The 23,251-nt window shown below is 51.9% G+C and carries 26 protein-coding genes; 14 read left to right on the top strand and 12 right to left on the bottom strand.

Features of this window, described 5'->3' with window-relative positions:
• Positions 1-65 precede the first annotated feature (65 nt).
• Together AC0L6A_RS09185 and AC0L6A_RS09180 are read right to left on the bottom strand one after the other, a co-directional pair.
• Entirely contained in the window at positions 66-1,118 is a 1,053-nt protein-coding gene (locus AC0L6A_RS09185) for a substrate-binding domain-containing protein (protein WP_473289453.1), read from the bottom strand.
• A 160-nt stretch (positions 1,119-1,278) separates the two neighbouring features.
• On the bottom strand, positions 1,279-2,334 hold the full coding sequence (locus tag AC0L6A_RS09180) for an ATP-binding protein (protein WP_473289451.1): 1,056 nt from the start codon (positions 2,332-2,334) through the stop codon (positions 1,279-1,281).
• 151 nt (positions 2,335-2,485) lie between these two features.
• Between AC0L6A_RS09180 and AC0L6A_RS09175 the strand changes: the two genes are divergently transcribed.
• On the top strand, positions 2,486-2,881 hold the full coding sequence (locus AC0L6A_RS09175) for a hypothetical protein (protein ID WP_473289450.1): 396 nt from the start codon (positions 2,486-2,488) through the stop codon (positions 2,879-2,881).
• Positions 2,882-2,884: 3 nt separating this feature from the next.
• Here AC0L6A_RS09175 and AC0L6A_RS09170 read toward each other — a convergent pair whose 3' ends face one another.
• Entirely contained in the window at positions 2,885-4,000 is a 1,116-nt protein-coding gene (locus AC0L6A_RS09170; RefSeq protein WP_473289449.1) for a DUF6456 domain-containing protein, read from the bottom strand.
• Between the two features lie 242 nt (positions 4,001-4,242).
• Here AC0L6A_RS09170 and AC0L6A_RS09165 point away from each other — a divergent pair, with 242 nt between their 5' ends.
• Positions 4,243-4,536 carry a DUF6477 family protein gene (locus tag AC0L6A_RS09165; RefSeq protein WP_473289448.1) on the top strand — a complete coding sequence of 98 codons (294 nt, stop codon included), beginning with the start codon at positions 4,243-4,245 and terminating at the stop codon, positions 4,534-4,536.
• Positions 4,537-4,619: 83 nt separating this feature from the next.
• Here AC0L6A_RS09165 and AC0L6A_RS09160 read toward each other — a convergent pair whose 3' ends face one another.
• Together AC0L6A_RS09160 and AC0L6A_RS09155 are read right to left on the bottom strand one after the other, a co-directional pair.
• Positions 4,620-6,158 (bottom strand): trimethylamine methyltransferase family protein, encoded by a 1,539-nt coding sequence (locus AC0L6A_RS09160; RefSeq protein ID WP_473289447.1) that lies wholly within the window; start codon positions 6,156-6,158, stop codon positions 4,620-4,622.
• Positions 6,159-6,292: 134 nt separating this feature from the next.
• The gene (locus tag AC0L6A_RS09155) at positions 6,293-6,460 is read right to left on the bottom strand and encodes a hypothetical protein (RefSeq protein ID WP_473289446.1); all 168 of its coding nucleotides are present in this window, start codon (positions 6,458-6,460) and stop codon (positions 6,293-6,295) included.
• A gap of 371 nt (positions 6,461-6,831) precedes the next feature.
• On the opposite strand from AC0L6A_RS09155, the gene guaA reads away from it, so the two are divergent.
• The 12 genes from guaA (at position 6,832) to AC0L6A_RS09095 (ending at position 18,280) form a co-directional block, all read left to right on the top strand.
• Positions 6,832-8,391 (top strand): glutamine-hydrolyzing GMP synthase, encoded by a 1,560-nt coding sequence (gene guaA / locus AC0L6A_RS09150; protein WP_473289444.1) that lies wholly within the window; start codon positions 6,832-6,834, stop codon positions 8,389-8,391.
• A gap of 730 nt (positions 8,392-9,121) precedes the next feature.
• A complete protein-coding gene (locus AC0L6A_RS09145; RefSeq protein ID WP_473289442.1) occupies positions 9,122-9,397 on the top strand; it encodes a hypothetical protein in 276 nt (91 codons plus the stop codon).
• A complete protein-coding gene (locus AC0L6A_RS09140) occupies positions 9,398-10,075 on the top strand; it encodes an SDR family NAD(P)-dependent oxidoreductase (protein WP_473289440.1) in 678 nt (225 codons plus the stop codon).
• Complete coding sequence (locus AC0L6A_RS09135; protein ID WP_473289439.1) at positions 10,075-11,370, top strand: ANL family adenylate-forming protein; 1,296 nt, start codon at positions 10,075-10,077, stop codon at positions 11,368-11,370. The genes AC0L6A_RS09140 and AC0L6A_RS09135 overlap by 1 nt, the downstream gene beginning before the upstream one ends.
• A gap of 2 nt (positions 11,371-11,372) precedes the next feature.
• The gene (locus tag AC0L6A_RS09130; protein WP_473289437.1) at positions 11,373-12,008 is read left to right on the top strand and encodes an acetyltransferase; all 636 of its coding nucleotides are present in this window, start codon (positions 11,373-11,375) and stop codon (positions 12,006-12,008) included.
• Positions 12,009-12,359: 351 nt separating this feature from the next.
• Positions 12,360-12,647, top strand: a complete 288-nt coding sequence (locus AC0L6A_RS09125; protein ID WP_473289436.1) for a putative quinol monooxygenase — start codon at positions 12,360-12,362, stop codon at positions 12,645-12,647.
• The gene (locus AC0L6A_RS09120) at positions 12,644-13,516 is read left to right on the top strand and encodes a DMT family transporter (protein ID WP_473289434.1); all 873 of its coding nucleotides are present in this window, start codon (positions 12,644-12,646) and stop codon (positions 13,514-13,516) included. Before AC0L6A_RS09125 ends, AC0L6A_RS09120 begins: the two co-directional genes overlap by 4 nt.
• Before the next feature lie 186 nt (positions 13,517-13,702).
• On the top strand, positions 13,703-14,764 hold the full coding sequence (locus tag AC0L6A_RS09115; protein ID WP_473289433.1) for an OmpP1/FadL family transporter: 1,062 nt from the start codon (positions 13,703-13,705) through the stop codon (positions 14,762-14,764).
• Positions 14,765-14,885: 121 nt separating this feature from the next.
• On the top strand, positions 14,886-15,743 hold the full coding sequence (locus AC0L6A_RS09110) for an ATPase (RefSeq protein WP_473289431.1): 858 nt from the start codon (positions 14,886-14,888) through the stop codon (positions 15,741-15,743).
• Between the two features lie 50 nt (positions 15,744-15,793).
• On the top strand, positions 15,794-16,732 hold the full coding sequence (locus AC0L6A_RS09105) for a homoserine O-succinyltransferase (RefSeq protein ID WP_473289430.1): 939 nt from the start codon (positions 15,794-15,796) through the stop codon (positions 16,730-16,732).
• Positions 16,733-16,788: 56 nt separating this feature from the next.
• A complete protein-coding gene (gene ppk2, locus AC0L6A_RS09100) occupies positions 16,789-17,670 on the top strand; it encodes a polyphosphate kinase 2 (protein ID WP_473289428.1) in 882 nt (293 codons plus the stop codon).
• Positions 17,663-18,280 (top strand): TetR/AcrR family transcriptional regulator, encoded by a 618-nt coding sequence (locus tag AC0L6A_RS09095; protein ID WP_473293439.1) that lies wholly within the window; start codon positions 17,663-17,665, stop codon positions 18,278-18,280. The genes ppk2 and AC0L6A_RS09095 overlap by 8 nt, the downstream gene beginning before the upstream one ends.
• A 13-nt stretch (positions 18,281-18,293) precedes the next feature.
• On the opposite strand, the gene AC0L6A_RS09090 is transcribed toward AC0L6A_RS09095, so the two are convergent.
• Genes AC0L6A_RS09090 through AC0L6A_RS09060 form a run of 7 tightly spaced genes read right to left on the bottom strand, consistent with a single transcriptional unit; the run spans position 18,294 to position 23,249 of the window.
• Positions 18,294-19,514 carry a cysteine desulfurase gene (locus tag AC0L6A_RS09090; RefSeq protein ID WP_473293437.1) on the bottom strand — a complete coding sequence of 407 codons (1,221 nt, stop codon included), beginning with the start codon at positions 19,512-19,514 and terminating at the stop codon, positions 18,294-18,296.
• An 11-nt stretch (positions 19,515-19,525) separates the two neighbouring features.
• Positions 19,526-20,122, bottom strand: coding sequence for a YIP1 family protein (locus AC0L6A_RS09085; RefSeq protein ID WP_473289426.1), 597 nt, complete (start codon positions 20,120-20,122; stop codon positions 19,526-19,528).
• Positions 20,122-20,625, bottom strand: a complete 504-nt coding sequence (locus tag AC0L6A_RS09080) for a YIP1 family protein (RefSeq protein WP_473289424.1) — start codon at positions 20,623-20,625, stop codon at positions 20,122-20,124. Before AC0L6A_RS09080 ends, AC0L6A_RS09085 begins: the two co-directional genes overlap by 1 nt.
• 17 nt (positions 20,626-20,642) lie before the next feature.
• Complete coding sequence (gene sufD, locus AC0L6A_RS09075; RefSeq protein ID WP_473289423.1) at positions 20,643-21,932, bottom strand: Fe-S cluster assembly protein SufD; 1,290 nt, start codon at positions 21,930-21,932, stop codon at positions 20,643-20,645.
• Positions 21,929-22,687 carry a Fe-S cluster assembly ATPase SufC gene (gene sufC, locus AC0L6A_RS09070; RefSeq protein ID WP_473289421.1) on the bottom strand — a complete coding sequence of 253 codons (759 nt, stop codon included), beginning with the start codon at positions 22,685-22,687 and terminating at the stop codon, positions 21,929-21,931. The genes sufD and sufC overlap by 4 nt, the downstream gene beginning before the upstream one ends.
• Positions 22,688-22,697: 10 nt before the next feature.
• Positions 22,698-23,009 (bottom strand): heavy metal-binding domain-containing protein, encoded by a 312-nt coding sequence (locus AC0L6A_RS09065; RefSeq protein ID WP_473289419.1) that lies wholly within the window; start codon positions 23,007-23,009, stop codon positions 22,698-22,700.
• A 27-nt stretch (positions 23,010-23,036) separates the two neighbouring features.
• Positions 23,037-23,249 (bottom strand): hypothetical protein, encoded by a 213-nt coding sequence (locus AC0L6A_RS09060; protein WP_473289417.1) that lies wholly within the window; start codon positions 23,247-23,249, stop codon positions 23,037-23,039.
• Between the last annotated feature and the right edge of the window lie 2 nt (positions 23,250-23,251).

Here is a 23,251-nt window from a genome sequence, read left to right as displayed (position 1 = left end):
CTTTGTCCCGACCCACGGAATGGGAAAGCGGCGCGGGGCAATCAACCCCGCGCCACCTGTTTGTCTTAGTTGGTCAGCACGTCTTCCGCAGCAACCAAAGCCTGTGTGGCCGCCAGTTCCGGGTCAGCAACCAGACCATATTCCGACAGCGGTCCGTCCGGGCCAGCGATCTCATCCGAGATGAAGAATTCAGCAAATTCTTTCAGGCCGGGGATCACGCCGATATGTGCTTTCTTGATGTAGAAATACAGCGGACGCGATACCGGATATTCGCCTGTCGAGATGGTTTCCGTCGAAGGTGAAACGCCAGACATGGTGGCCACGTTCAGCTTGTCGGTGTTGTTCTCGTAGAACGCCAGGCCGAAGATGCCGATGCCGTCTTTATTGGCGTCGATCGAGGCCAAAGTCTCGGTGTAGTCGCCGTCGATATCAACCGATTTGCCATCGGTGCGCACTTTGTAGCACATCTTCTTGGCGGCTTTGGATTTTGCCTTGTCGCTGTCGCCTTCGGCAGCGGCCAGGAAGACGTCATATGCGCCAGTGGCTTTACAACCAGCTTCCATAACCTTCACTTCGAACACTTCACGGGTGCCGTGCTTGGTTCCGGGGATGAAGGCAGCGATGTCTACAGCCGGCAGGTTGGCGTTGACGTCAGCCCACTGGTTAAAGTTGTTGTCGACCAACTGGCCATCAACCACAACCTGAGCGCCCAAGGCGTTATAGATGTCTGCGGGTTCAAATGCGTCGAAGCCGGGGCCTTCGATTTGCGATGCAAAGACGATGCCATCATAGCCGATGCGAACTTCGACGATGTCGGTCACGCCAGCTTCGGCACAGGCCTTGATTTCTTTGTCCTTGATGGCCCGCGAAGCGTTGGCCACGTCGATGGTGTTTTCGCCAACACCTTCACAGAAGCGTTTCAGACCGGCTGAAGAGCCGCCTGATTCAACAACGGGGGTCGGGAAATCAAAGTTTTCACCAAAGGCTTCAGCAACGATCGAAGCATAAGGCAGAACGGTTGAGGAACCAGCAACCTGCACCTGATCACGGGCAGTAGCAGCGGTGGCGGAAACGGCAGCGATCGCCAGAGTTGAGGCGGTCAGTTTCACGAAGGACATGGATATCTCCTGTTTAATCATTGTGACGTCCGTGGACGACATGACGCCCTCCTAAAGCCACTGATCAAAGCTTTTGTGAAAGTTGTGTAACAGGAGTATGACAATTTCGCCGTTATGGGCTGAATCCGTAGTTAACGTCGTGAAATAGTTAACGGCGCCATCATTCTGAACTTTGTAGATCATCACGCAACAGAACCGAAAACCTACTGCCTTCACCCACCGAGCTTTCGATACGCAGACGTCCACGATGTCGGTTGATGATGTGCTTTACAATGGCAAGTCCCAGACCTGTTCCACCCAATTCACGTGACCGGTGACTGTCGACCCGATAGAAACGTTCGGTCAAACGGGACAGATGGTATTCTTCAATGCCAGGGCCATCATCTTGGATCGTGATACAAATGGCAGGGCCTTTGAATGCGGGCAGCATATCGACACGCGACACCGTCGCTGTCACCTGACCACCCTTTTGGCCATATTTGATGGCATTCTCGATCAAATTTGTGAACACCTGAGCCAACTGGTCCAGATCGCCAGCAATCAAAACCGGCGTCTCAATCTTAGATTCAATCGTGACCGTAACATCGCGTGCTGCCGCCGTTTGCGACAAGGCATTGTTCACAGATTGCAGAATGGCGCAGACATCGACGTGGTCTTTTGGGCGCATTCGAACCATGTCCTCAACGCGGCTCAGCGACAACAGATCAGCCACCAACCTGTTCATGCGCTTACCTTCGGCCTCCATGATACCAAGGAACCGATCACGCGCTTCTTCATCGTTGCGTGCGGGGCCGCGCAACGTCTCAATGAACCCGGTTAATGCTGTAAGTGGTGTGCGCAATTCATGACTGACATTTGCGACAAAATCCGACCGCATCTGACCGGCTTCTTCTTGCGACTTCACATCCATGAAGGTCAAAAGCACACCGTCTTCACTTGCCTTGCCCGTGACCACACGATCCAAGTGAACCTCATAAACCACTTCCTGACCGGCTTCAGTAATGATGAAGCCCACCTGCCCCGCCTGCCCGTCCGACATGGATTTCTCGATATGATCCATCAGTGAGGGCTGGCGCAGAGCTGTCACATAGTGACGCCCATCAAGCTCCATATTCAAAAGTGACTGAGCTTTGGCATTTGACGAACGAATTCGGCTGTCTTCGCCTATGAAAATCGCCGCGATGGGCAATGCATCCAGAATACTGTGCGCAACCATTGCCAACCTTGCCTTCCGATATACTCAAGTCTTCTCGTCGTCACGCAAGACATGACGTCTAGCAAGTCTTGGGTCAATTCAAGATTTTATTCGCACAGGTTGCATTGCCTCTTCATCATTAACCCTTATGGTGATAACCGGGCGTACCGGGGTGAAAATTCAACACAAAGAATCCGCCCCTTTCTTCGATCTGGGAATGAAGCAGGCAGTGCAGTCGGAACAAACGATCTTGTTTCTCGGTACAACGCGCGAGTTGGCCGATTTGTATGATGCATCAGGCCGCGAAGTTTTCATGGCCTGTAGCGTCTTCGCACGCCTTAGTACAAAGCAGATTTCGGACCTTGATTTTGATGTCGTCGTTTCGCTGTTCATTTGTGACACGCTCGACTGTCTCGAGGTCAGTCAAAGGCTGGTCGGTTCAGGTTTCAAGGGACCTTATTATGTTCTGGTCCCGGACATTCCAAATCCAAAGATCATCTCAAATGAGATCACTCAGTCCTGTCCGGGAATCGACATTCGGTTCGTCACGACTCCCCTTCTCATATGATCATCAATAGATCAGTTCGTGATCTACGCCGGGCTGTTTTTTATAGTGACGCGCCAGATACTTAAGGGCAATTCGAAGCATATACTTGCCCGAACGCGCTGGCATGGACATTTCCCGTTCGACACGCTCCATACCCTTTTCATGGCAACAGACCGCGACTGCCAGCTCGGCCAACTCCGGCCCGATTGACTTGACCGCGTCAGCGAACCTGCGCTGTGCATCCAGCTTACGGTCGGACTTGTGATCCGAAGACCCGTGGAGCATGGCTTCCCCCCCTTCGCGCATCCAGTTTGACCAGTTCCCATTTGTCTGTGAATGCTCAAACTGCCCTAAAGCAAAGTCACGGTTTAACCGCTCTGCTGCTAAAACTAGATCCGATCCAAGATAAGGACTGTCTTTCCCGCGTTTTCTCGCCAGAACACGCACAGGGGTCTCTGAACCTGCTGATCTAGGCTTGCGCTGTTTCGCTCGAGCACCATTTTCCTGACCACCAGTTTTGGCAGGTCCAGAAACACCACAACCCGCAGCCAGGAACGAAGACTGGCTTTCAGCAAACCCCGTTGCCCGCGATTCCTGTTGGGCCAGCAGCTTGTTTAAGGCTTGCCGCCCAGCCGTTGTAATCTGATACCGCGCAACGCGGCCTTTGTCGTCGCCCTTGATCCACTCAAGCAACGCTAACAGTTCAACCACGCCTACAGGTGCTTTTGCGACGGCCACAGGGTCCGCATCTGGCATCGTCCTGAGCACCACGGCAGTGTCGACACCTTTGCCCACAACCAAACTGGTATTAGCGGCCAACAGCGACCGTAAGACACGCGTTAGATAAGGTGTCATCGGATCATCATTCGCATCCTCAAATGAGAACGAGATCGAGTCGTCCGAGCTGTCTTGCAGTTCACCACCCAAGCGCGACAGTAAGGAATCCACCAAAGGATCTTCTCGACGCGCTTCCGTTTTTCGCACCTGCCGAAGAACCGTAGATGCGTGCACCCCCATCCGCCGGGCAATCGCCCGGATGGATTCACCTTCTTCAGTGTGTTTCAGATAAGTCTGCACCTCATTTGGCAACCAATTCATAATGGATTTGCAGTCAATCTCGGTAGCAATCGTGTTTTGCATCTACGCCCCTTCCTAATTCCAACCCCAGACCTACGCCGCCCCAAAGGCTCAGTCCGCAGTTGTTTTAAAGCCGAACTGGCCTATCCATTTATGGTTACCGGTTCGTTAACTAAGTCATTACTCCTCAACACTAGTTTCTAAATTCATAACAACTATTAATGCCTGCGTACGGCGACATGGATCGGCGCAACACCCCTTCAGGTTGAGTCATGATGGCATGGAATCACAACAGCGAGGCTTCCATGACAAGCACAACCGACATCCTGAAAACCCTGCGCCGCCCCCGTCTACTTGTGCGCGCTGCTCGGTTTGGGTTGAGCGACTACAATCGAGACAAGGATTTGAAAAAGCTTATGAAAACCAACTCCACGCCATCGCCATCACAGGCCGTTGATGGGTTGCTTGCCACCGAAGCACATCTGGAAGACACGCGAAAATCGGGGGATGCGTCATATTCCTGTGCGCGTCATGTCGAAGTTTTGATTGCCCTTTTGGCTGAACTTCAATTGCTGCCACGATCCACAACTAGGATCTAAATTTCGTTCACGAATAGGCAAAAAGGAAAGGGGGCCGTTAAGCCCCCTTTCCAGATCGTTAATCATTCTGAACGCGCAACAGCTTAGGTGAAAGCGTCCGGCATCGAAGATTTCTTTTCTGCGATATAGTCTTTCAGACCCTCTGCGATGCCGGGATCCAATGTTGGTTCCTGATAGTCAGACAACATCTTCTTGACCTTTTCGGTGGCCAGCGCTTGCGTGTCACGCCCGCCTTCTTCTTCCCAAGTCTCGTAAGGCTTGTAGTCCAGAAGTTCGGACCGCCAAAAGGCTGATTTGAAGTTCTTCTGAGTGTGTTCGCACCCAAGGTAATGCCCGCCAGGTCCAACTTCACGGATGGCATCCATTGCTTGCGCATTGGCATCGGCTTCAACGCCCTTGGCAATTCCGTGCAACACGCCCAATTGGTCCGCATCCATCACGAACTTCTCGAAAGACGCGACCAGTCCGCCTTCCAGCCAACCAGCAGAGTGCAACATGAAGTTTACGCCCGACAAAAGCCCGGTGTTCAGGCTGTTCGCAGTCTCGTAAGCGGCCTGAGCATCCGGCAGCTTTGATCCGTTGAAAGACCCGGCTGAACGGTATGGCAAACCCAAACGGCGGAACAGCTGCCCTGCCCCATAAGTCACGTTGGCGGCTTCCGGTGTACCGAAAGTAGGTGCGCCCGAGTTCATATCAATCGAGCTTACGAAAGTACCTGCCACAACCGGCGCACCTTTGCGCACCAGCTGGCTATAGGCCACACCTGCCAGAACCTCGGCCAGAACCTGCGTCAGCGTTCCGGCGATCGATACAGGTGCCATTGCACCACCCACGATGAAAGGCGAGATAATCGAGGCTTGATTGTTTTCAGCAAACACCTCCATCGCACCCATCATCACGTCATCAAACTGCATGGGCGAGTTGATGTTGATAAGGGACGTCATCACGGTGTTTTGCTGCACAAATTCCTTACCAAAAAGAATTTCGCTCATCTCAACACTGTCTTGTGCGCGCTCAGGCGCGGTGACCGACCCCATGTAGGGCTTATCAGACAGGGTCATGTGGGCGTGCAGCATATCAAGGTGACGCTTGTTCACCGGCACATCTGTCGGCTCGCAAACGGTGCCGCCTGAGTGATGCAGATAGCGCGACATGTATCCCAAGCGCACAAAGTTGCGGAAGTCTTCGATCGTGGCGTAACGACGACCGCCTTCTGCATCTCTTACGAAGGGCGGGCCATAGACCGGCGCCAGCACAAGGCTTTTACCGCCAATCTCGACGCTCCGCTCTGGATTGCGCGCGTGCTGGGTGTAAGTTGACGGAGCCGTTTTACAAAGCTCTCGCGCCAGCCCACGTGGAATGCGTACACGTTCGCCATCCACGTCGGCCCCAGCATCTTTCCAACGCTCAAGTGCGACAGGGTTTTCGACGAAATTAACGCCGATCTCTTCCAGCACTGTTTCAGCGTTGTATTCGATGATCTCCATTGCCTCTTCATTGAGGATATCGAGATTCGGAATATTGCGCGTGATGAACTTTTCACATTCAATTTTGACAGCAGTGCGTTCTGCGCGACGGGCAGCACCCCCGCCACCACGGCGGCGTGTTCGAGCCTCGGCCATGGGAAACCTCCAATTTGTCCTGTTGCTTCTTAGATAGGTCAGGCGCTGTCGCAAATCTGCCCCGAAGCGGCCTTGCAGAGGCAAAAACGACATTCAGGCCAGATTGATGAATTTGAGGCCTTTGTCCTGTCGCATTAATCGTCGTTAGCGGCTTCCCAAGACAGGGATCTGATATTTGCGTCCAACATCAAAGGGGCAACAGCGGTCTTGATCCGGCTATCGCTGTTGTCTTCCACGTTGACCAGAACCTCGAGCGTGGTGTTCTCTTCTTTCTCGGACGCGTCATTGGAAACAAGCGCCAAACCGTGAAACGCTAATTTATGAATAAGAGGCGATTGAACCTTGCTTTCGTGCTTGGGCCGGTACGAAACCCATAAACGAAACTTCAACAGCAATGACTGACCAGTGCACCCAATATGACGGCACCGTCAGATTTACGGCGGCCATGTCCAAAGTGATGGCTCCTGCTGATAGGTTGTGTTTGTCCTTCAAGCCAGCACGAAGCGCATATCACACCAAGGCCCGGATAATTGCGACAAACTTGGCGCTGCTATCGGTCATTCCCAGCTTTTCCGCCGAAAATCGACCGGCAATTGCCATTGCGTGCTCATTTACTGCCATCCAAGTCGGCTTGGGACTTGCGAAACGCTTTCCCCTGCCCTAAGCGATCAACATGACAGATCAGAGCCACGACCGCCTTCTTATTATCGACTTCGGAAGCCAGGTGACGCAGCTGATTGCGCGCCGCTTACGCGAACTGAACGTCTATTGTGAAATCCACCCCTATCAGAACGTCACGATGGACTTCGTGCGCGAGATGGCACCGAAAGCGGTGATCTTCTCGGGCGGGCCCGACAGTGTAACTCGTGAAGGGTCTCCGCGTGCACCCCAGGAAATCTTTGACTATGGCGTGCCCATTTTGGGCATTTGCTATGGCCAGCAGACGATGATGACGCAATTGGGCGGCAAAGTGGAAAGCGGCCACGGCACTGCCGAGTTCGGACGCGCCTACGTAACCCCCAAAGCCAAGTTGGATTTGCTGGACGGTTGGTTCGAAGACGGCGACGAACAGGTCTGGATGAGCCACGGCGACCATGTCTCTGAAATTGCTCCGGGATTTGAGGTTTATGGAACCTCTCCCAACGCGCCATTTGCCATCACAGCAGACGTGAAACGTCACTTCTATGCGGTTCAGTTCCATCCCGAAGTGCACCACACACCGAACGGCGCGAAGCTTTATGAGCAGTTCGTAAAGGTGGCGGGCTTCAAGGGCGATTGGACCATGGGTGCCTATCGCGAAGAAGCCATCCGCGTAATCCGCGAACAGGTCGGCGATAGGCAGGTTATCTGTGGCCTATCCGGCGGCGTCGACAGCTCGGTCGCGGCCGTTCTAATCCACGAAGCCATCGGCGACCAGCTGACCTGCGTGTTTGTTGACCACGGTTTGCTGCGCAAGGGTGAGGCTGAAGAAGTCGTCACCATGTTCCGGGACCACTACAACATGCGTCTGATCCACGCAGACGAACAAGAACTATTCCTGGGCGAACTGGACGGGCAATCTGACCCGGAAACCAAACGCAAGATCATCGGCAAGCTGTTCATCGACGTGTTCCAGAAACATGCGGACACCATTGACGGTGCTGAGTTCCTTGCCCAAGGCACACTCTATCCCGATGTCATTGAATCAGTTAGTTTTTCTGGCGGTCCATCGGTCACGATCAAATCGCACCACAATGTAGGTGGCCTGCCCGAGAAGATGGGTCTGAAGCTGGTCGAACCGCTGCGCGAGTTGTTCAAAGACGAAGTGCGCGCGCTGGGTCGCGAACTTGGCCTTCCGCAAAGCTTCATTGGTCGCCACCCCTTCCCCGGACCAGGTCTTGCGATCCGCTGCCCCGGAGAGATCACCCGCGCCAAGCTGGATATCCTACGCGAGGCGGATGCGGTCTATATCGACCAGATCCGCAAGCATGGGCTTTACGACGAGATTTGGCAGGCCTTCGTAGCCATCCTTCCCGTTCGTACCGTGGGTGTCATGGGAGACGGACGGACTTATGACTACGCTTGTGCGCTGCGGGCCGTAAACTCGGTCGATGGGATGACAGCGGACTATTACCCGTTCAGCCATGAATTCCTCGGTGAAACAGCCACGCGTATCATCAACGAGGTAAAGGGCATCAACCGCGTCACTTATGATGTCACATCGAAGCCGCCGGGTACAATCGAGTGGGAGTAACTCATATAGTGTAAGTCATTGTTATTATTGTTTATAATGACTTACATCTTACTTTCATAAGTGAAAGCCAATCGTTGGTTTTCCTAGTCTTTTTTTCATACAGTTACACAAAATGTTGCACAAACGTGTGACTACTGAAACTCGTAGTAACTCAGAGATTAGGAATTGGATGCCAGGCACAAGCAGCAGTATAACAGCACTTGCTAAGAAAATGGCAAAACCAGAAACAAGGACTGTGACACGTACCCTAGCTGTGCCTAAGACGAAGAAATAAAACGGCAAACGCGACAGCAGACGACACCAAAAGACACAGAACGTACAAACTTCACACCTGTTCGTCCGCAACCTCAGTTACCAACTTAACAAAACGACAGCGATAAACACTGTAAACCAGTCAAAAGTGCACGGTTTGTAGCTGCTTGGCTATTTGCTTAACACAACGTCTAGCTGGCATAGCGAGGCGTTGTGTCGATACTTTCTACCACAATACAACTGGTTACAGCAGAGGTAGAAAAACGTGCTGTTCATCCTTTTAACAAATTTATAATGTATGACTGACACTTACCTGACAGTGGTGTGAGATGAAATGGAAGCAATTTTAGCAGCATTTGGTTGAAGCAAAAAAGATCGAACGTGCGAACGCACTCAAAGAAGTAAAGCGTCATTATAAAGAGTTTGGCTTTACTGCTGGGATGCTGAAAGGTGCTCTAGCTAAGGGACGGAAAAAACAGTGAATATCGAGCAAGCGAAAGAAATCGTCATATCTGCCATCAACGATGCGTTAGATGGTAAAGCTAAAATCTCTGAAGACATGCAATTAATTGGGGGCGAGTCACTACTTGATTCGATGAAGTTGGTAGAGGTTTGCCTTGCGCTTGAAGATTTAGCGGATGAGAATGAGTTTGAATTCGACTGGACATCAGACGCCACTATGTCGAAATCACGAAGCATGTTCCGCAGTGTGTCTGCACTTGCAGAAGAGTTTGCAAACCAGTCGGAGGCTTAAGTGATTATTGTTACCGGAGCCAGTCGAGGGTTGGGGCAAGCGATAGCTGAGCGTCTTATTGGGAGAGGTGAAGAGGTACTAGGGCTCGCTCGCAACACAAGCGAAATGGGTATTGATGCCATTGAATGTGATGTTAGCGATTATGCTTCTGTAAAGAACGCATCAAAAGAAGTGAAGCGCATGAAAAAGCCAGTTAAAGCATTTATTAATGCTGCTGGCGTGGCTTCAATGAACATGGCTGTCACAACGGATGAATCTACCGTTCAGAAGTTGATACAGACAAATCTAGTGGGAACTATTTATTGTTGTCAGCTGTTTGCTCCAATAATGCTGCGTCAAAAGCATGGTAGCTTTATCAACTTCTCTACAATTGCTGTTGCATTAGCCTTAAAGGGAGAGTCTGTGTACGCAGCTTCAAAAGCTGGTGTTGAATCGTTTTCTCGGACATTCGCAAGAGAGATGGCTGACTTCAATGTAAGAGTAAACTGCATTGCTCCAGGACCTATACGTACTGATTTGTTAAGAGGTATCACGGATACCCAGATCGAAAAAATAACATCTCAACAGGTCATTCCTAAGCAGTTCCAAAAGTCGGATGTATGCGATCTTGTAGAACTCCTAATTGATGCGAAAGCAGCATCGCTAAGTGGACAAGTGTTGAATGTAGGCGGTGTCTAATGAATATTTTAGAGAAACTTACGGATCGCTGGCGCGGTATCGAGTATCCATTCCTAGTTCACTCAACTGGATCATTGCTGTTCAGTGAAGTCGCAGAACAAAAGTCAGTTGATTTGTCTGAAGTTAATAGTGGTGATGTTGTTGCTTTGATTGGGGACTTTGATCCTCAATCTATTCTGACACTGTTACAGCTGATTGATAAGAATGTAATTTTGGTTCCATTAACAGCTGATACGAGAGCTCAGCACGAGTACTTCTTCAAGTCAGCTTTAGTTGATGTTGTGATCGAAGGCGATGAAATTAAGCGCATAAATCATAACCTAAAACATGAAATTATTGAGTCCCTTAGATCGAAAGAACACGCTGGCTTAGTTCTATTTTCAACAGGAACTACTGGACGTCCAAAAGCTATATTGCATGACTTGACACTTTTCATGCAACGTTTTGAAACACCACGTCCAACGCTAAAAACGATTAACTTTCTGTTATTTGATCACATCGGTGGGTTGAATACTCTGCTACATACTCTTTTCAATAAGGGTACAGTCGTAGCTCCAAAGTCACGTAGTGTAGAAGATATATTGGCCACATGTGCTGAACACGAAATTGAAGTGCTACCGACGACGCCCACATTTCTGCGTATGATGTTAATGAGTGGGTTAATCCCAGATAGTGTTCCAAATACATTAAGCATCATTACCTACGGAACTGAGCGCATGGATCAGCCTACTTTAGATGCACTGTGCGAACTGTTGCCGAATGTCGACTTTAGACAAACGTTTGGTATGTCTGAGCTGGGTATTGTTCGCGTGAAAAGCGAAGCGCGTAATAGCTTATTCATGAAAGTTGGTGGTGAAGGAGTTGAGACACGAGTTGTTGATAACGTCTTAGAGATCCGCTCTGAAACTAGAATGCTTGGCTATCTGAATGCTGACAGCCCCTTCGACGAAGAAGGTTGGTATAACACCAAAGACATTGTCGAAGAACGCGATGGTTTTTACAAAGTAACTGGCCGCACTAGTGAAGTGATAAACGTCGGTGGCCTGAAGTTTATGGCCTCGGAAGTTGAGAGGTTTGCGCTGCAATACGAATATGTTGAGCTTGCAAAAGTTGAGGCGAAGCCAAATCCGATCACTGGACAGCACGTTGAGTTAACAGTCCAATCTGCAGCTAATCATGATGTTGATAAGGCAGGCTTAAAGACGTTTTTAAGTGAACAGTTACCTAATCACATGATGCCAAAGCGCATAAGGGTAGCATCCGTAAGTGTCGGACACAGATTTAAGAAAGCTTAGAGATGGATGTTCTGGTAATTGGTACTGGGGGGCTTGCTCGTGAGTTTTCTTCCTTTTTCTCAAATGAAGTAAACATAGTTGGATTTTCTTCGACTAATCCAAATGAGTTTGACGATTTTTCTTTACGTGGTGAATTTTTTGGAAGTGAAGTTACTCCCGAAAGTGTAGGAACTAGACATGCTGTTCTTGCAATTGGTAGTCCAAGCGCTAAGCGAGTAGTGTCTGAAAGGTTGAAGAACTTAGGTTTTGAATTTCCAAACCTAGTTCACTCATCTGTTGTTAGCGCCACAAACATTAATGATAGCGACAGCGAAGGCGTCATTATATCGCCAAATAGCGTTATTGGCTCAAATGTCCAATTTGCCAATCATGTTTACGTTAATTTTATGGTTGGTATTGGACATGACGCAATATTTGACAGTTACATCCAAGTGAATCCAGGAGTGCAAATCGGTGGCGCTGTCTCAATTCATGAAGGAGTGCAAATAGGCTCTAGTTCTACAATCAGACAAGGGCTGAAAGTAAGAAGGGATTCCACTGTAGGTTCTGGTTCTGTGGTTTTATCTTCAGTGAGAGAAGGTATTACCGTAATTGGTAACCCTGCTAAACGTTTAAAGCTGCCAAACTTTAATGAGTGAGTGGTTCGACTGATCCTCCGTTTCCTTATATTGGGCCGGACCACTTCAGTATTGTCGAACCAAATGTGTGTGGGTTAAGCACGTTCTTCGTCTTATTGTGTGTAAGTGCTGCCTGCGCAAACTATCGAATTGCAATAGTTGCACATGCGTAGAAAAAACCTGCAAAGTGATTGGCGGATTGCACACTCACCATGAAGTTACGATAAGTACTTGATATTGATCCAAATAAAAACAACGTTACTACTGAGCAGGAATGACCCAATAGAGTTTCCAAGAAACGCCGTCCAAGTGGAGCGGCGTTTTTTCTTTCTCGCCTTTTGATGTAGCGGTTGATAGCCCTTGGAAATGACCATGGAACCAAACATTGTGCTGACGGGCTATGTCGATGTGCCCGCTGAACGTCTCGAGGCTGTGCGCACCGCCCTGCCCGATCATATCGCGTTGACCCGGGCTGAACCGGGTTGCCTTTCTTTTAATGTGGAAGAAGACCCAGATACCCACGGGCGCTTTAACGTGTCAGAACGGTTTACGGATCGCGTGTCCTTTGACGCGCACCAGACGCGCATGAAAGCCTCGCTCTGGGCGACCATCACAGCTGGAATCCCAAGACACTACAGTGTCGACGAGGTTGATCCGTGACACCCGTCAGTCGTGCTGCGATTTGGATGACCGGAGCGATTGCCTCATTTTCGATCATGGCCATTGCTGGGCGGGCTGTAAGCACTCAACTCGATACATTCGAACTGATGATGTATCGGTCTCTCGTGGGGCTGTGCATTATCCTTTGTGTACTGACGCTAAGTGGTCGTTGGCATCATATATCCCGACACCAGTTTGGATTGCACTTTGTTCGAAATATGGCGCATTTTGCGGGACAGAACTTATGGTTCTTCGCTCTTACCCTGATCCCCTTGGCACAAGTGTTTGCACTTGAATTCACCTCGCCGCTTTGGGTCGTATTTTTGGCACCGGTGCTTTTGGGGGAACGTCTTAAAACAAGTCAGATCCTCTGCGTCATAAGTGGTTTTATTGGCATCATTATCATAGTCGCACCAACACTATCCGAGCCTTCAACATCCACAGGAACGATATCGGCGGCCCTCGCTGCCATCTGCTTTGCGCTGACCGCGGTATTCACCCGCAGATTGACCCGAACCCAGACCACCCTTTCGATCTTGTTCTGGCTGACCTCGATGCAATTGGTTTTTGGGTTGGTTTCCTCTGGGGTAGACGGCTCAATCTCACTACCACACGGCGCTAATGTGCTCTGGCTGGTGTTGATCGGCTGCGCAGGTTTGCTTGCACATACCTGCCTGACACAAGCGCTTTCACTCGCCCCGGCATCCATCGTAATCCCAATCGACTTCACACGATTGCCTTTGATCGCGTTGGCGGGTTCTGTTTTCTATGATGAACCAGTTGGGTTGGCACTTCTAATCGGAAGCGCAATCATCATTTCAGCCAACATTCTGAGCATCCGAATCTCTGAAAATGGCACACGCAACTGATCAGGCAACGGCATGAAAACGAACGTGATTTCCCAGCAAACGTGTCGAAACAACACCTTTGAGCAACCAAATTACGACCTGACGTCACATTACCCAAAGTAAAGATTGACCACATTAGACCCCAACAAATACGTTTTCCCTAACGCCGTTCGGAGGATGCGGCAAAGAAAACCCCAGGGAGGAATCATGAAAAGACAAACCTTAACAATCGCAGCAGCGCTAACCGCAATGGCGACAGGCGCACAGGCGGGAATTGACCGTTCTGGCCAGGATATTGGAGTGCTTTTTGAAGATGGCAACTACTTCAAGTTCAGCTTTGCCAACGTCAGCCCAGACATCACCAGCGAAGCGGCTGGTGTAACAACTTCGGCCTCCGACTTCTCGACCTTCTCGTTTGGGTACAAGCAACAGTTCAACGACAAGCTGAGCTTTGCGCTGATCTGGGACCAGCCCTACGGCGCGGATATCGATTACATCGATGGACCAGCCGCGGGCGGATTTGCTCACATCAAAAGCTCACAGATCACCGGAATTCTGCGCTATGAAATGGGCAATGGTTTCTCGGTTCATGGTGGTGCCTTCGCCCAGAAGATTTCGGGCGAGGTTCTGACCGGATCTGGTCTTCTGGATGCCTCAGGCAGCACCGAATGGGGTGGTGTAGCAGGCGTTGCCTACGAACGGCCGGACATCGCTTTGCGCGTAGCTCTGACCTACTTCTCAGGCATCGATCACGAGCTCACTGGCACACATTCTGTACCACCCGGAGTTAACCCGCTTATACCAGCAGGTATTACGACCCCGGCTGCTGGTACGGTTTCCATGCCGGAAGCCTTCAATCTGGACTTCCAGACGGGTATTGCGCAGAACACACTGCTGTTTGGTTCGATCCGGCATGCCAAGTATGAAGGTATTTCGTTGGATACCGTCAGCCCACTGGGTGCGGTTAACTGGGTGAACTTCGTGGATGATGTGACCAGCTATGAGCTGGGCATTGGCCGCAAGCTGAACGACAACTGGTCGGTTGCTCTGATGCTGGGCTATGAAGATGGCGCCGATACAGGCGACACCTTCCTTGCTCCGGCAGGCGCTTCGCGTTCCATCGGGCTTGGTGCGACTTACACACATGAGAACTTCAAGATCTCTGGTGGTGTTCGCTACACCAAATTCAGCGAGAAAACCGTGCTTGGCCTCGTACCTTTCGAAGGTGACGCTCTTAGCGTAGGTGTAAGCGTCGGCATCGGCTTCTGATCTAACGCTTAATATGTATCGAAAACGCCCTGCCCTGTGCGGGGCGTTTTCTTTTTGACGCTAAGGGTTTGACCCGCTCTACGACGCCGTTTACCAAAGGCTGAACGAAACGAGGTCGCAGATGATCTATCAAACAGCTCAGGACTGGCAAAAGGCACCGCACAAACGCGTGCTGTTTTTTGGCATGTCCGGTTTAGGCAAAACATATCTGTCGAACTTGCTGCGCGATCAGGGGGATTGGTTCCACTACTCTGCCGATTACCGGATCGGAACGCGCTATATGGGCGAACATATTGCCGATAACTTCAAAGACGAGGCGATGAAGGTCCCGTTTCTGCGTGAACTGCTGTTGTCGGATTCAATCCGCATCTCATCAAAGATCAGTTTTGACAATCTCAGCCCCGTGGCCAGCTATCTGGGCAAGCCAGGAAGCCCTGAAAAAGGCGGTCTTCCCATAACGGAATACCAACGTCGGCAAGAACAGTTCAAACAAGCCGAGATTGCAGCGCTAAATGACACGGCGCATTTCATTGATCGAGCCGAGCGCATTTATGGCTATCCGAATTTCATTTGTGACAGCGGGGGATCTATTTGCGAATGGATTGACGCTGCCCTGGGCGATCTGGATCCTCTGATTAAAGAACTGTCACGCAACTGTCTTCTTGTGTGGTTGAAAGGTGATGAAGCTCATACACAAGAGCTGATCAAGCGCTTCGACCGCGCCCCCAAACCGATGGCGTATCAACCAGAGTTTTTGGCACGTGTTTGGAGTGAATATCTAAGTGAATTCAACATCAAAGAAGATGATCTTGACCCAGATGACTTCATTCGCTGGACCTATGCTCAGGCGCTTGCCCATCGGCAACCCCTGTATGAGCACATGGCACGCTATGGCGTCACACTCTGCGCGCACGAAGTCGCACAGATCAAATCGTCCGAGGATTTCGATCGAATGATCGCGGCGGCCATTGAAGCCTAAACGGCATTCCCCATTTAAACTTCTTACACCAACCAAAAAGGACCGGTTCCATGCCCATCAAGATCCCCTCGACTCTGCCAGCTGTAGACGTGCTGAAAGACGAAGGCGTGATGGTCATGCCCGAGGATCAGGCCGCAAAACAGGACATCCGCCCCATGCGGATTGCGCTTTTGAACCTGATGCCCAAGAAAATCGAGACCGAAACGCAGTTCTCGCGCCTGATCGGATCGCATCCGCTTCAGATCGAATTGACGTTGCTCCGTCCGTCTGAACACACATCGAAAAACACCAGCGAGGCGCATATCGGTGCGTATTACCAACCTTGGGAAGACGTCAAAGATCAGAAATTCGACGGTCTGATCATCACGGGTGCTCCGATCGAACACATGCCGTTTGAAGACGTGACCTATTGGGATGAACTGACCCAAATTCTGGATTGGACCCAGACCAATGTGCACTCGACATTTGGTGTATGTTGGGGGGGCATGGCGATGATTAACTACTTTCATGGCGTGCGAAAACACATTCTGGATGCCAAGGCGTTTGGGTGCTTTCCGCAAAAGAACCTCGACCCCACGTCCCCGTATTTACGTGGTTTTTCTGACAGTTGCGTGGTTCCTGTCAGTCGCTGGACCGAAATGAAGCAAGGCGAGGTAGACGCAGCCACCGGCCTGAGAACGCTGCTTGGGTCAGACGATACTGGTCCGTGTCTGATTGAAGACAAAGCGCATCGTGCGCTCTATATCTTCAATCATTTTGAGTATGATGATCTGACGCTTAAAGGTGAATACGACCGCGATATTGCCAAGGGCGCGCCGATAAACGTGCCCATGAACTACTATCCGGATGACGACCCCAGCCAGAAGCCCGAGAACCGCTGGCGAAGCCACGCGCATCTTCTGTATCAAAACTGGATCAGCGAGATGTACATGACCACACCATATGACATCAATCAGATCGGTCAGACTGTGAAGGATCGTCGCGTCTAAGCCGATTGCCAAACGCGCTCGCCGCCCCCATATTGGTGTGAAATCAGGAGTTTGCTATGTCATTGCCATTTGACGGAGCCATTTCAGAGTTCTTTCGTAAAACTGCACCTCAGGCTGTGCGCGACGTCATAAATGGCGCATCGAAAAAAGACATTCTGTCCAAGAGCTATCCGTACAAAAAACTGATCGACAAAGATGTCTATGCCGATGAGGTCGAGGCATTGCAGCTTGAGCTTGTGAAGCTACAAGCGGATGTCAAAGCGACCGGGAAGCGCGTTGTTGTTGTATTTGAAGGGCGCGACGCGGCTGGAAAAGGCGGCACCATCAAACGGTTCCGCGAAAACCTGAACCCGCGTGTGGCACGCGTGGTCGCGCTTTCAAAACCGTCCGACCGCGAAGCCGGGGAATGGTATTTTCAGCGTTATATCAAACACTTGCCGACAGAAGGCGAGATCGTTTTGTTTGACCGCAGTTGGTATAACCGCGGCGTGGTCGAGAAAGTGTTTGAGTTCTGTAAAGACAAGCAACGCGAAGCCTTTTTCCGCCAGCTGCCAGAGTTCGAGGACATGTTGGCCGACGAAGGCATTCACTTCGTAAAGATCTGGCTGAATGTCGGGCGCGCCGAACAGCTGCGCCGCTTTCTGTCACGTGAGAAGGATCCATTGAAGCAATGGAAGCTCAGCTGGATTGATGTGGAAGGTCTGAACCGCTGGGACGCCTATTCCGACGCTATCAAAGAAACCTTTGACCGCACCCATCGCGAACGCACCCCTTGGACGGTAATCCGGTCAGATGACAAGAAAAGAGCCCGGTTGGCCGCCTTGAAAGTGGTTCTGAACGACATCGATTACGCAGGCAAAGACAACAATGTCGCCAGCGCTCCTGATGACAAAATCTGTGGCGGTCCTGAGCTTTGGAATGATGGTGACGATGCCTAAGCGCGGCTATCATCACGGAAACCTCCGTCAGGCTTTGGTAGATGCTGCCTTGGCCCTGATCGAAGAGAAGGGCCCAACTGGGTTTACCCTGTCCGAGGCTGCAAAGCAGGCGGGTGTTACCCCCGCTGCGGTCTATCGCCACTTCGCAGGCCGCGAGGATCTGATCGCCGAGGCTGGGCGCCAAGGGTATGAGATTTTCGCGGACCTGATGGAATACGCCTATGACAAAGGCCAGCCATCCCCCCTAGCAAGTTTTGAAGCCACAGGGCGCGCGTACCTAGCGTTTGCGCGCAAATATCCCGGTCACTACATCTCGATGTTTGAAAGCGGGATATCGGTCAATCACTCACCCGAACTGGCGATGGTGGCAAACCGTGCGATGGGCGTGCTGGAAAAAGCAGCGTCTAAGCTGACCGAAAACATTCCACAAGACAAACGCCCCCCGGCCCGCATGGTCAGCGCACATATCTGGGCCATGAGCCACGGCGTGGTCGAATTGTTCGGTCGCGGCAGCCCCGGCCAGAAAAGCCCGTTTCCCCCAGAAGAGCTGCTGGAAAGCGGGATCGGGATTTACTTGCGCGGTCTTGGTTTGATCAAGTCGGACGAGTGACGAGCTTGAATCGTTAAGCCAACAGCTTGTGGCACAACTCCAGCCCGTCAATCAGCCGATCCACCTCGTCCTTGGTGTTATACAGGCCGAACGACGCGCGCGCCGTTGCTGCGACGCCCATATGCTCCATCAACGGCTTGGCACAGTGGTGCCCTGCCCGCACGGCGATCCCCTTCTTGTCCAGAATGGTCGAGATATCATGCGCATGCGCAGCCCCTTCCATCGTGAGCGAGAAGATGGCTGCTTTGCCCGGCGCGTGACCTTGCACATTCACCCAGTTCAGACCAGCGAAACGTTCGGCCGCATAGGTCGCAAGGGACGCCTCATGCGCTGCGACGTTCTCCATCCCCAGATCCATCAGGTATTCAAGCGCTGCGCCCATACCGATGGTTTGCACAATGCCCGGTGTGCCCGCTTCAAACTTCAAAGGAGGGTTTGCATAGGTCACGGTGTCTTTCGACACCTCATTGATCATGTCACCGCCACCCATAAAGGGCTGCATTTCGGCCTGTCGATCCGCGCGGATGTAGATCGCGCCGGACCCGGACGGACCGTAGAGCTTGTGACCCGTGATGGCGTAGAAATCGCAGCCGAGATCTTGCACATCCACTGGCATGTGAACGGCACCTTGTGAGCCATCCACCATAACCGGAACGCCCTTGTCGCGCGCACCGTTACAAATGGCTTTCACGTCGACAATCGTGCCCAAAACGTTTGAGCATTGCGTCACCGTGATCAGCTTGGTGCGATCCGTGATGGCTGCCAGAACCTTTTCAGGGTCCAGCGATCCATCAGCCTCGGGATCGATCCACTTGAGGACAACCCCTTGGCGTTCGCGCAGGAAGTGCCATGGTACGATATTGGCGTGATGCTCCATCGTGGACAGGATGATTTCGTCCCCGGCCTTCATGCGTGGTGCGGCCCACGCATAGGACACAAGGTTGATGCCTTCTGTCGTGCCCGAGTTAAAGATGATCTCCTCCTCGGACCCGGCGTTCAAGAACTTCGCGACGATCCCGCGAACCGCCTCGTAGCGTTCGGTCGACAGGTTTGACAGGTAGTGCAATCCGCGATGCACATTCGAATACTCTTCCGCATATCCGCGGGTGATTGCATCAATCACCACCTGCGGTTTCTGCGCAGACGCCCCGTTGTCCAGATAGGTCAACGGCTTGCCATTCACCTCACGCGACAGGATCGGAAAATCGGCGCGAATTTTTTCGATGTCATACATTGGTTTTCCAATCATTGGACAGGCAGTTGAACGGGTTCGACACCCAAGAGCACCAATACAAAAGACAAAGCGAACACGGCCAGAACCATGCAGGCCAGGATCGATACGAACACAAGCCCTGTTGACTGGAACCCGTGGTTTTCAGCGGTGAAATGGCTGAGTACCCAGAAGAAAAAGAAGACTGATGCAAACATCAAAAGGGCCGCCATCGCCGGCGCAATTGCGGTCAAAAGCAGTGTTGCGATTTGCAGGCCAAGGAAAATGAACTCCATCCAGACGATTGTCATGATGGCATTCTCAAGACTGCCCTGCCCGCCCATCATACGCCCGACCGCATAGATCGCGATGGTCAAACCGAACATGAATACGCCTTCGATCATCCCAAGTGTCGCCGGGTTGGACAAAATCGGTCCCATCAGCTGAGCGTCGATGGGAAAGACGATCTCTGCAACAACACTCATGGCGGTGGCCAGAACCACCATCAACAACAGCGCTGTCCACAGAAATTCTCGGCTCAGACCAAGTGCAAAAAGATCCCGCGCGACTTTGCGCGGCTCGGGCACGGTCTGAAGCGCCATTCCAAACAGATATCCCGGTGTAAATTGCATCACACTGCCTTGCTTGATTTCGGCGTGCCGCTTTCAGCTTCACGCAGATTGATTGACCAGAACAGGACGAACACCACAAGGGCCAAAAGCCCGACGATCGAAAGCTGTAGACCCTGACCTATGAAGCCGGCCACTAGTCCCCACAAAAGCCAAAGTGGTGTGGCACAAAGAAGCGCCCAAAAAAGCGCAAAGCGCGCTGAATAGGTGTTTCCTTTACCGCCAAACAGACGTGCGATCATATGGCTGAGCGTTCCCAATGCATAGAGAACCAACGGCATTATGAACAACCACGCCAGAAGCGATGCCCCCAACAGGACATTCAACTCCTCGCCCGTCTCATGCGCTTGTCGCGCCAAACGGGGCATTTGTGCTGCAAACACCAATGCGCAGGCGAACAAGAGAACCGCAAGCGCGCGATCCTCTCGCGGTTCTTCCCCGACGCGGCGACGAAACACCACGCGCGGGTTGCGATAGGTTTTCACCATATCCTGAAGAACCGACATACCGTCTTAGCTCCTTATCAGCCGCGGCGGCGGGTTAGCCAAGCATCAAGACGCCCGGTAACCTCGGCAGAGATGTCTTCATCTTCGATCTCTTCAATGGCATCCGCAAGGAAAGCCAAGACCAGAAGATCTGTTGCAACGGGAGTCGGAACTCCGCGTGATTGCAGATAAAACAATGCCTCTTCGTCGATCGCACCCGTGGTTGACCCATGCGAGCAGATCACGTCATCGGCATAAATCTCAAGCTCTGGTTTGGCTTGGAAACTTGCATCGTCATCCAGCAAAAGCGACTGTGATTTCTGATAGCCGTCGGTTTTCTGCGCGTCGGCTTTCACAAGGATTTTGCCTTGGAACACACCCTTTGCGCCGTTCTTCAGAACCTTCTTGAAGACCTGACGGCTTTCGCAAGCCACGGCGTCATGCGTGATGAACACAGTATCATCGTGATGGAATTCATTATCCGCCCCATCACCCAATGCAGCCCCGGCCACATGTGCCACGGCTTCGTCACCGATGATGTCGATCACGCATTCATTGCGGGTCAACTTGCCGTTCACAGTCATTGTGAAGCTTTTGAATACGGCCTCGGCATCAACGCGGGTGAAGAGATGCGTCACAGCTTGACGATCATGATCCCGACCCTGCGCACGAACGTGATGGAACTGCGCGCCTTTCGCGATATCAACCTCGGTCACTTGGTTGAACCGGGCAGCAGCAGCACCGTTTTCCAAAAGCGTCAGGTTTGCACCTTCTTCCACGCGAATAACATGGTGCAAGATCGCATCGGACGCTTTGTCGGCGTGACGATAGATCAACGACACCGGACGCGAAACCTGCCCTGTGGCACGGATCACAACCCCATCCGTGGCCTTTGCGGTGTTAAAGACGGCCAAAGGACGATTTACGGGTGTTTGTCCAGCGGTCTCAAGAACGCCATACAGGTCCTTGGCCCAGTGAATGTCCTTTTCAGCGGCCGTCGAAAGGCGTTCGATTTCAAGACCTTCGCCTTCCAAGGCGTCCGACGCATCCGCATCAAACACGCCATCAACGAAGACCAGCTTCAGGCGATCAATCTCGTGAAACACCAAGGATTCACCTTGGCTGTCAAAGACTTCCGCCTCGCTCGGCGCCGCCGAAATCAGGCTGTCCGGACGGGTCCATTTCCAATACTCGTCTTGGCGCTTGGGCAAACCCATCATCGCAAGCCGGTTTGCAGCATCCGTGCGCGCCTCAGCCGCCCAAGCCCCCGAGGCTGGGCGCTGATCCGCGTTGATCACGTCCGCAGTCATTTTCACAGCGGTGCTCATGCGTCGATCTCCGCCAGGATGTCGGCGTAGCCATTGTTCTCGACCTCAAGCGCCAGCTCTGGCCCGCCAGATTTCACGATGCGACCATTGGCCATGATATGCACAACGTCAGGTTTGATGTGGTCCAGAAGACGCTGGTAGTGAGTGATGACAAGGAACGAACGTCCTGCATCACGCAGCGCATTCACGCCTTCTGACACCAGCTTCATCGCATCCACGTCCAGACCCGAATCCGTTTCGTCCAAGATGCACATCTTGGGCTCAAGCATGGCCATCTGTAGGATTTCATTACGTTTTTTCTCACCACCCGAGAAACCGACATTCACGGGGCGTTTCAGCATATCCGCGTCGATCTTCAGATCTTTGGCTTTCGCACGAATGAACTTCAGGAAGTCGGCAGCGGACATTTCCTCTTCCCCGCGCGCTTTGCGTTGAGCGTTCACCGCGGTGCGCAGGAATGTCATGTTGCCAACACCGGGAATTTCCACCGGATATTGGAACGCAAGGAACAGGCCAGCAGCGGCACGTTCTTCCGGTTCCATGTCCAAAAGCTCGTCGCCATCCAACGTCGCGTCGCCATCGGTGACTTCATAGCCGTCGCGACCTGACAGAACGTAAGACAATGTCGACTTACCCGAGCCATTTGGCCCCATGATCGCATGCACTTTGCCCGCAGGCACCTCAAGGTCAACGCCTTTCAGGATTTGCTTGTCTTCTTCTTCAAGTTTGACGTGTAGATTATTGATTTTAAGCATTTTATCGTCCTTACGTAACAGTGACAGCCGTGCCCGAAGCCGACACCATCAACATGTTGTTTATTACTTCATAGTCGAGGTCCACGCCTACGACTGCATTTGCGCCCATCGAGGTCGCTTTGTCTTCCATCTCTGCAAGCGCAGTGCGGCGCGCTTTGCCAAGTTCAACTTCATATGCGCCGGAACGCCCGCCAACGATGTCGCGCACCTGCGCAAACAAATCGCGGAAGATATTAGCCCCCAGAATTGCTTCACCCGTAACAATGCCATGATACGCGCTGATCGGATGACCTTCGACGGATGGGGTTGTTGTGATGATCATTCAAGGATTTCCTTTTACGCAAATGTCTTAGCGAAGTTTTGTGAGCAGGTTGGTGGCAATGCGGGCTGCTATGAAACCAACAATGATCCCACCCCCGATCCAATACATCGGATTGAGCTGATCCATCTTATGCAAATTCACCCAGACAACGCCAAACACCCCACCGAGCGTTGGGAACACAAAGGGTATGGCGGCTTCGATGCCGTCCCGAACCGTTCGCATTTTGCTCTGCTGCGCCATGG

The organism is Aliiroseovarius sp. D2-2 (genome assembly GCF_055809455.1).
This window is presented reverse-complemented; position numbering and strand designations above follow the sequence as displayed.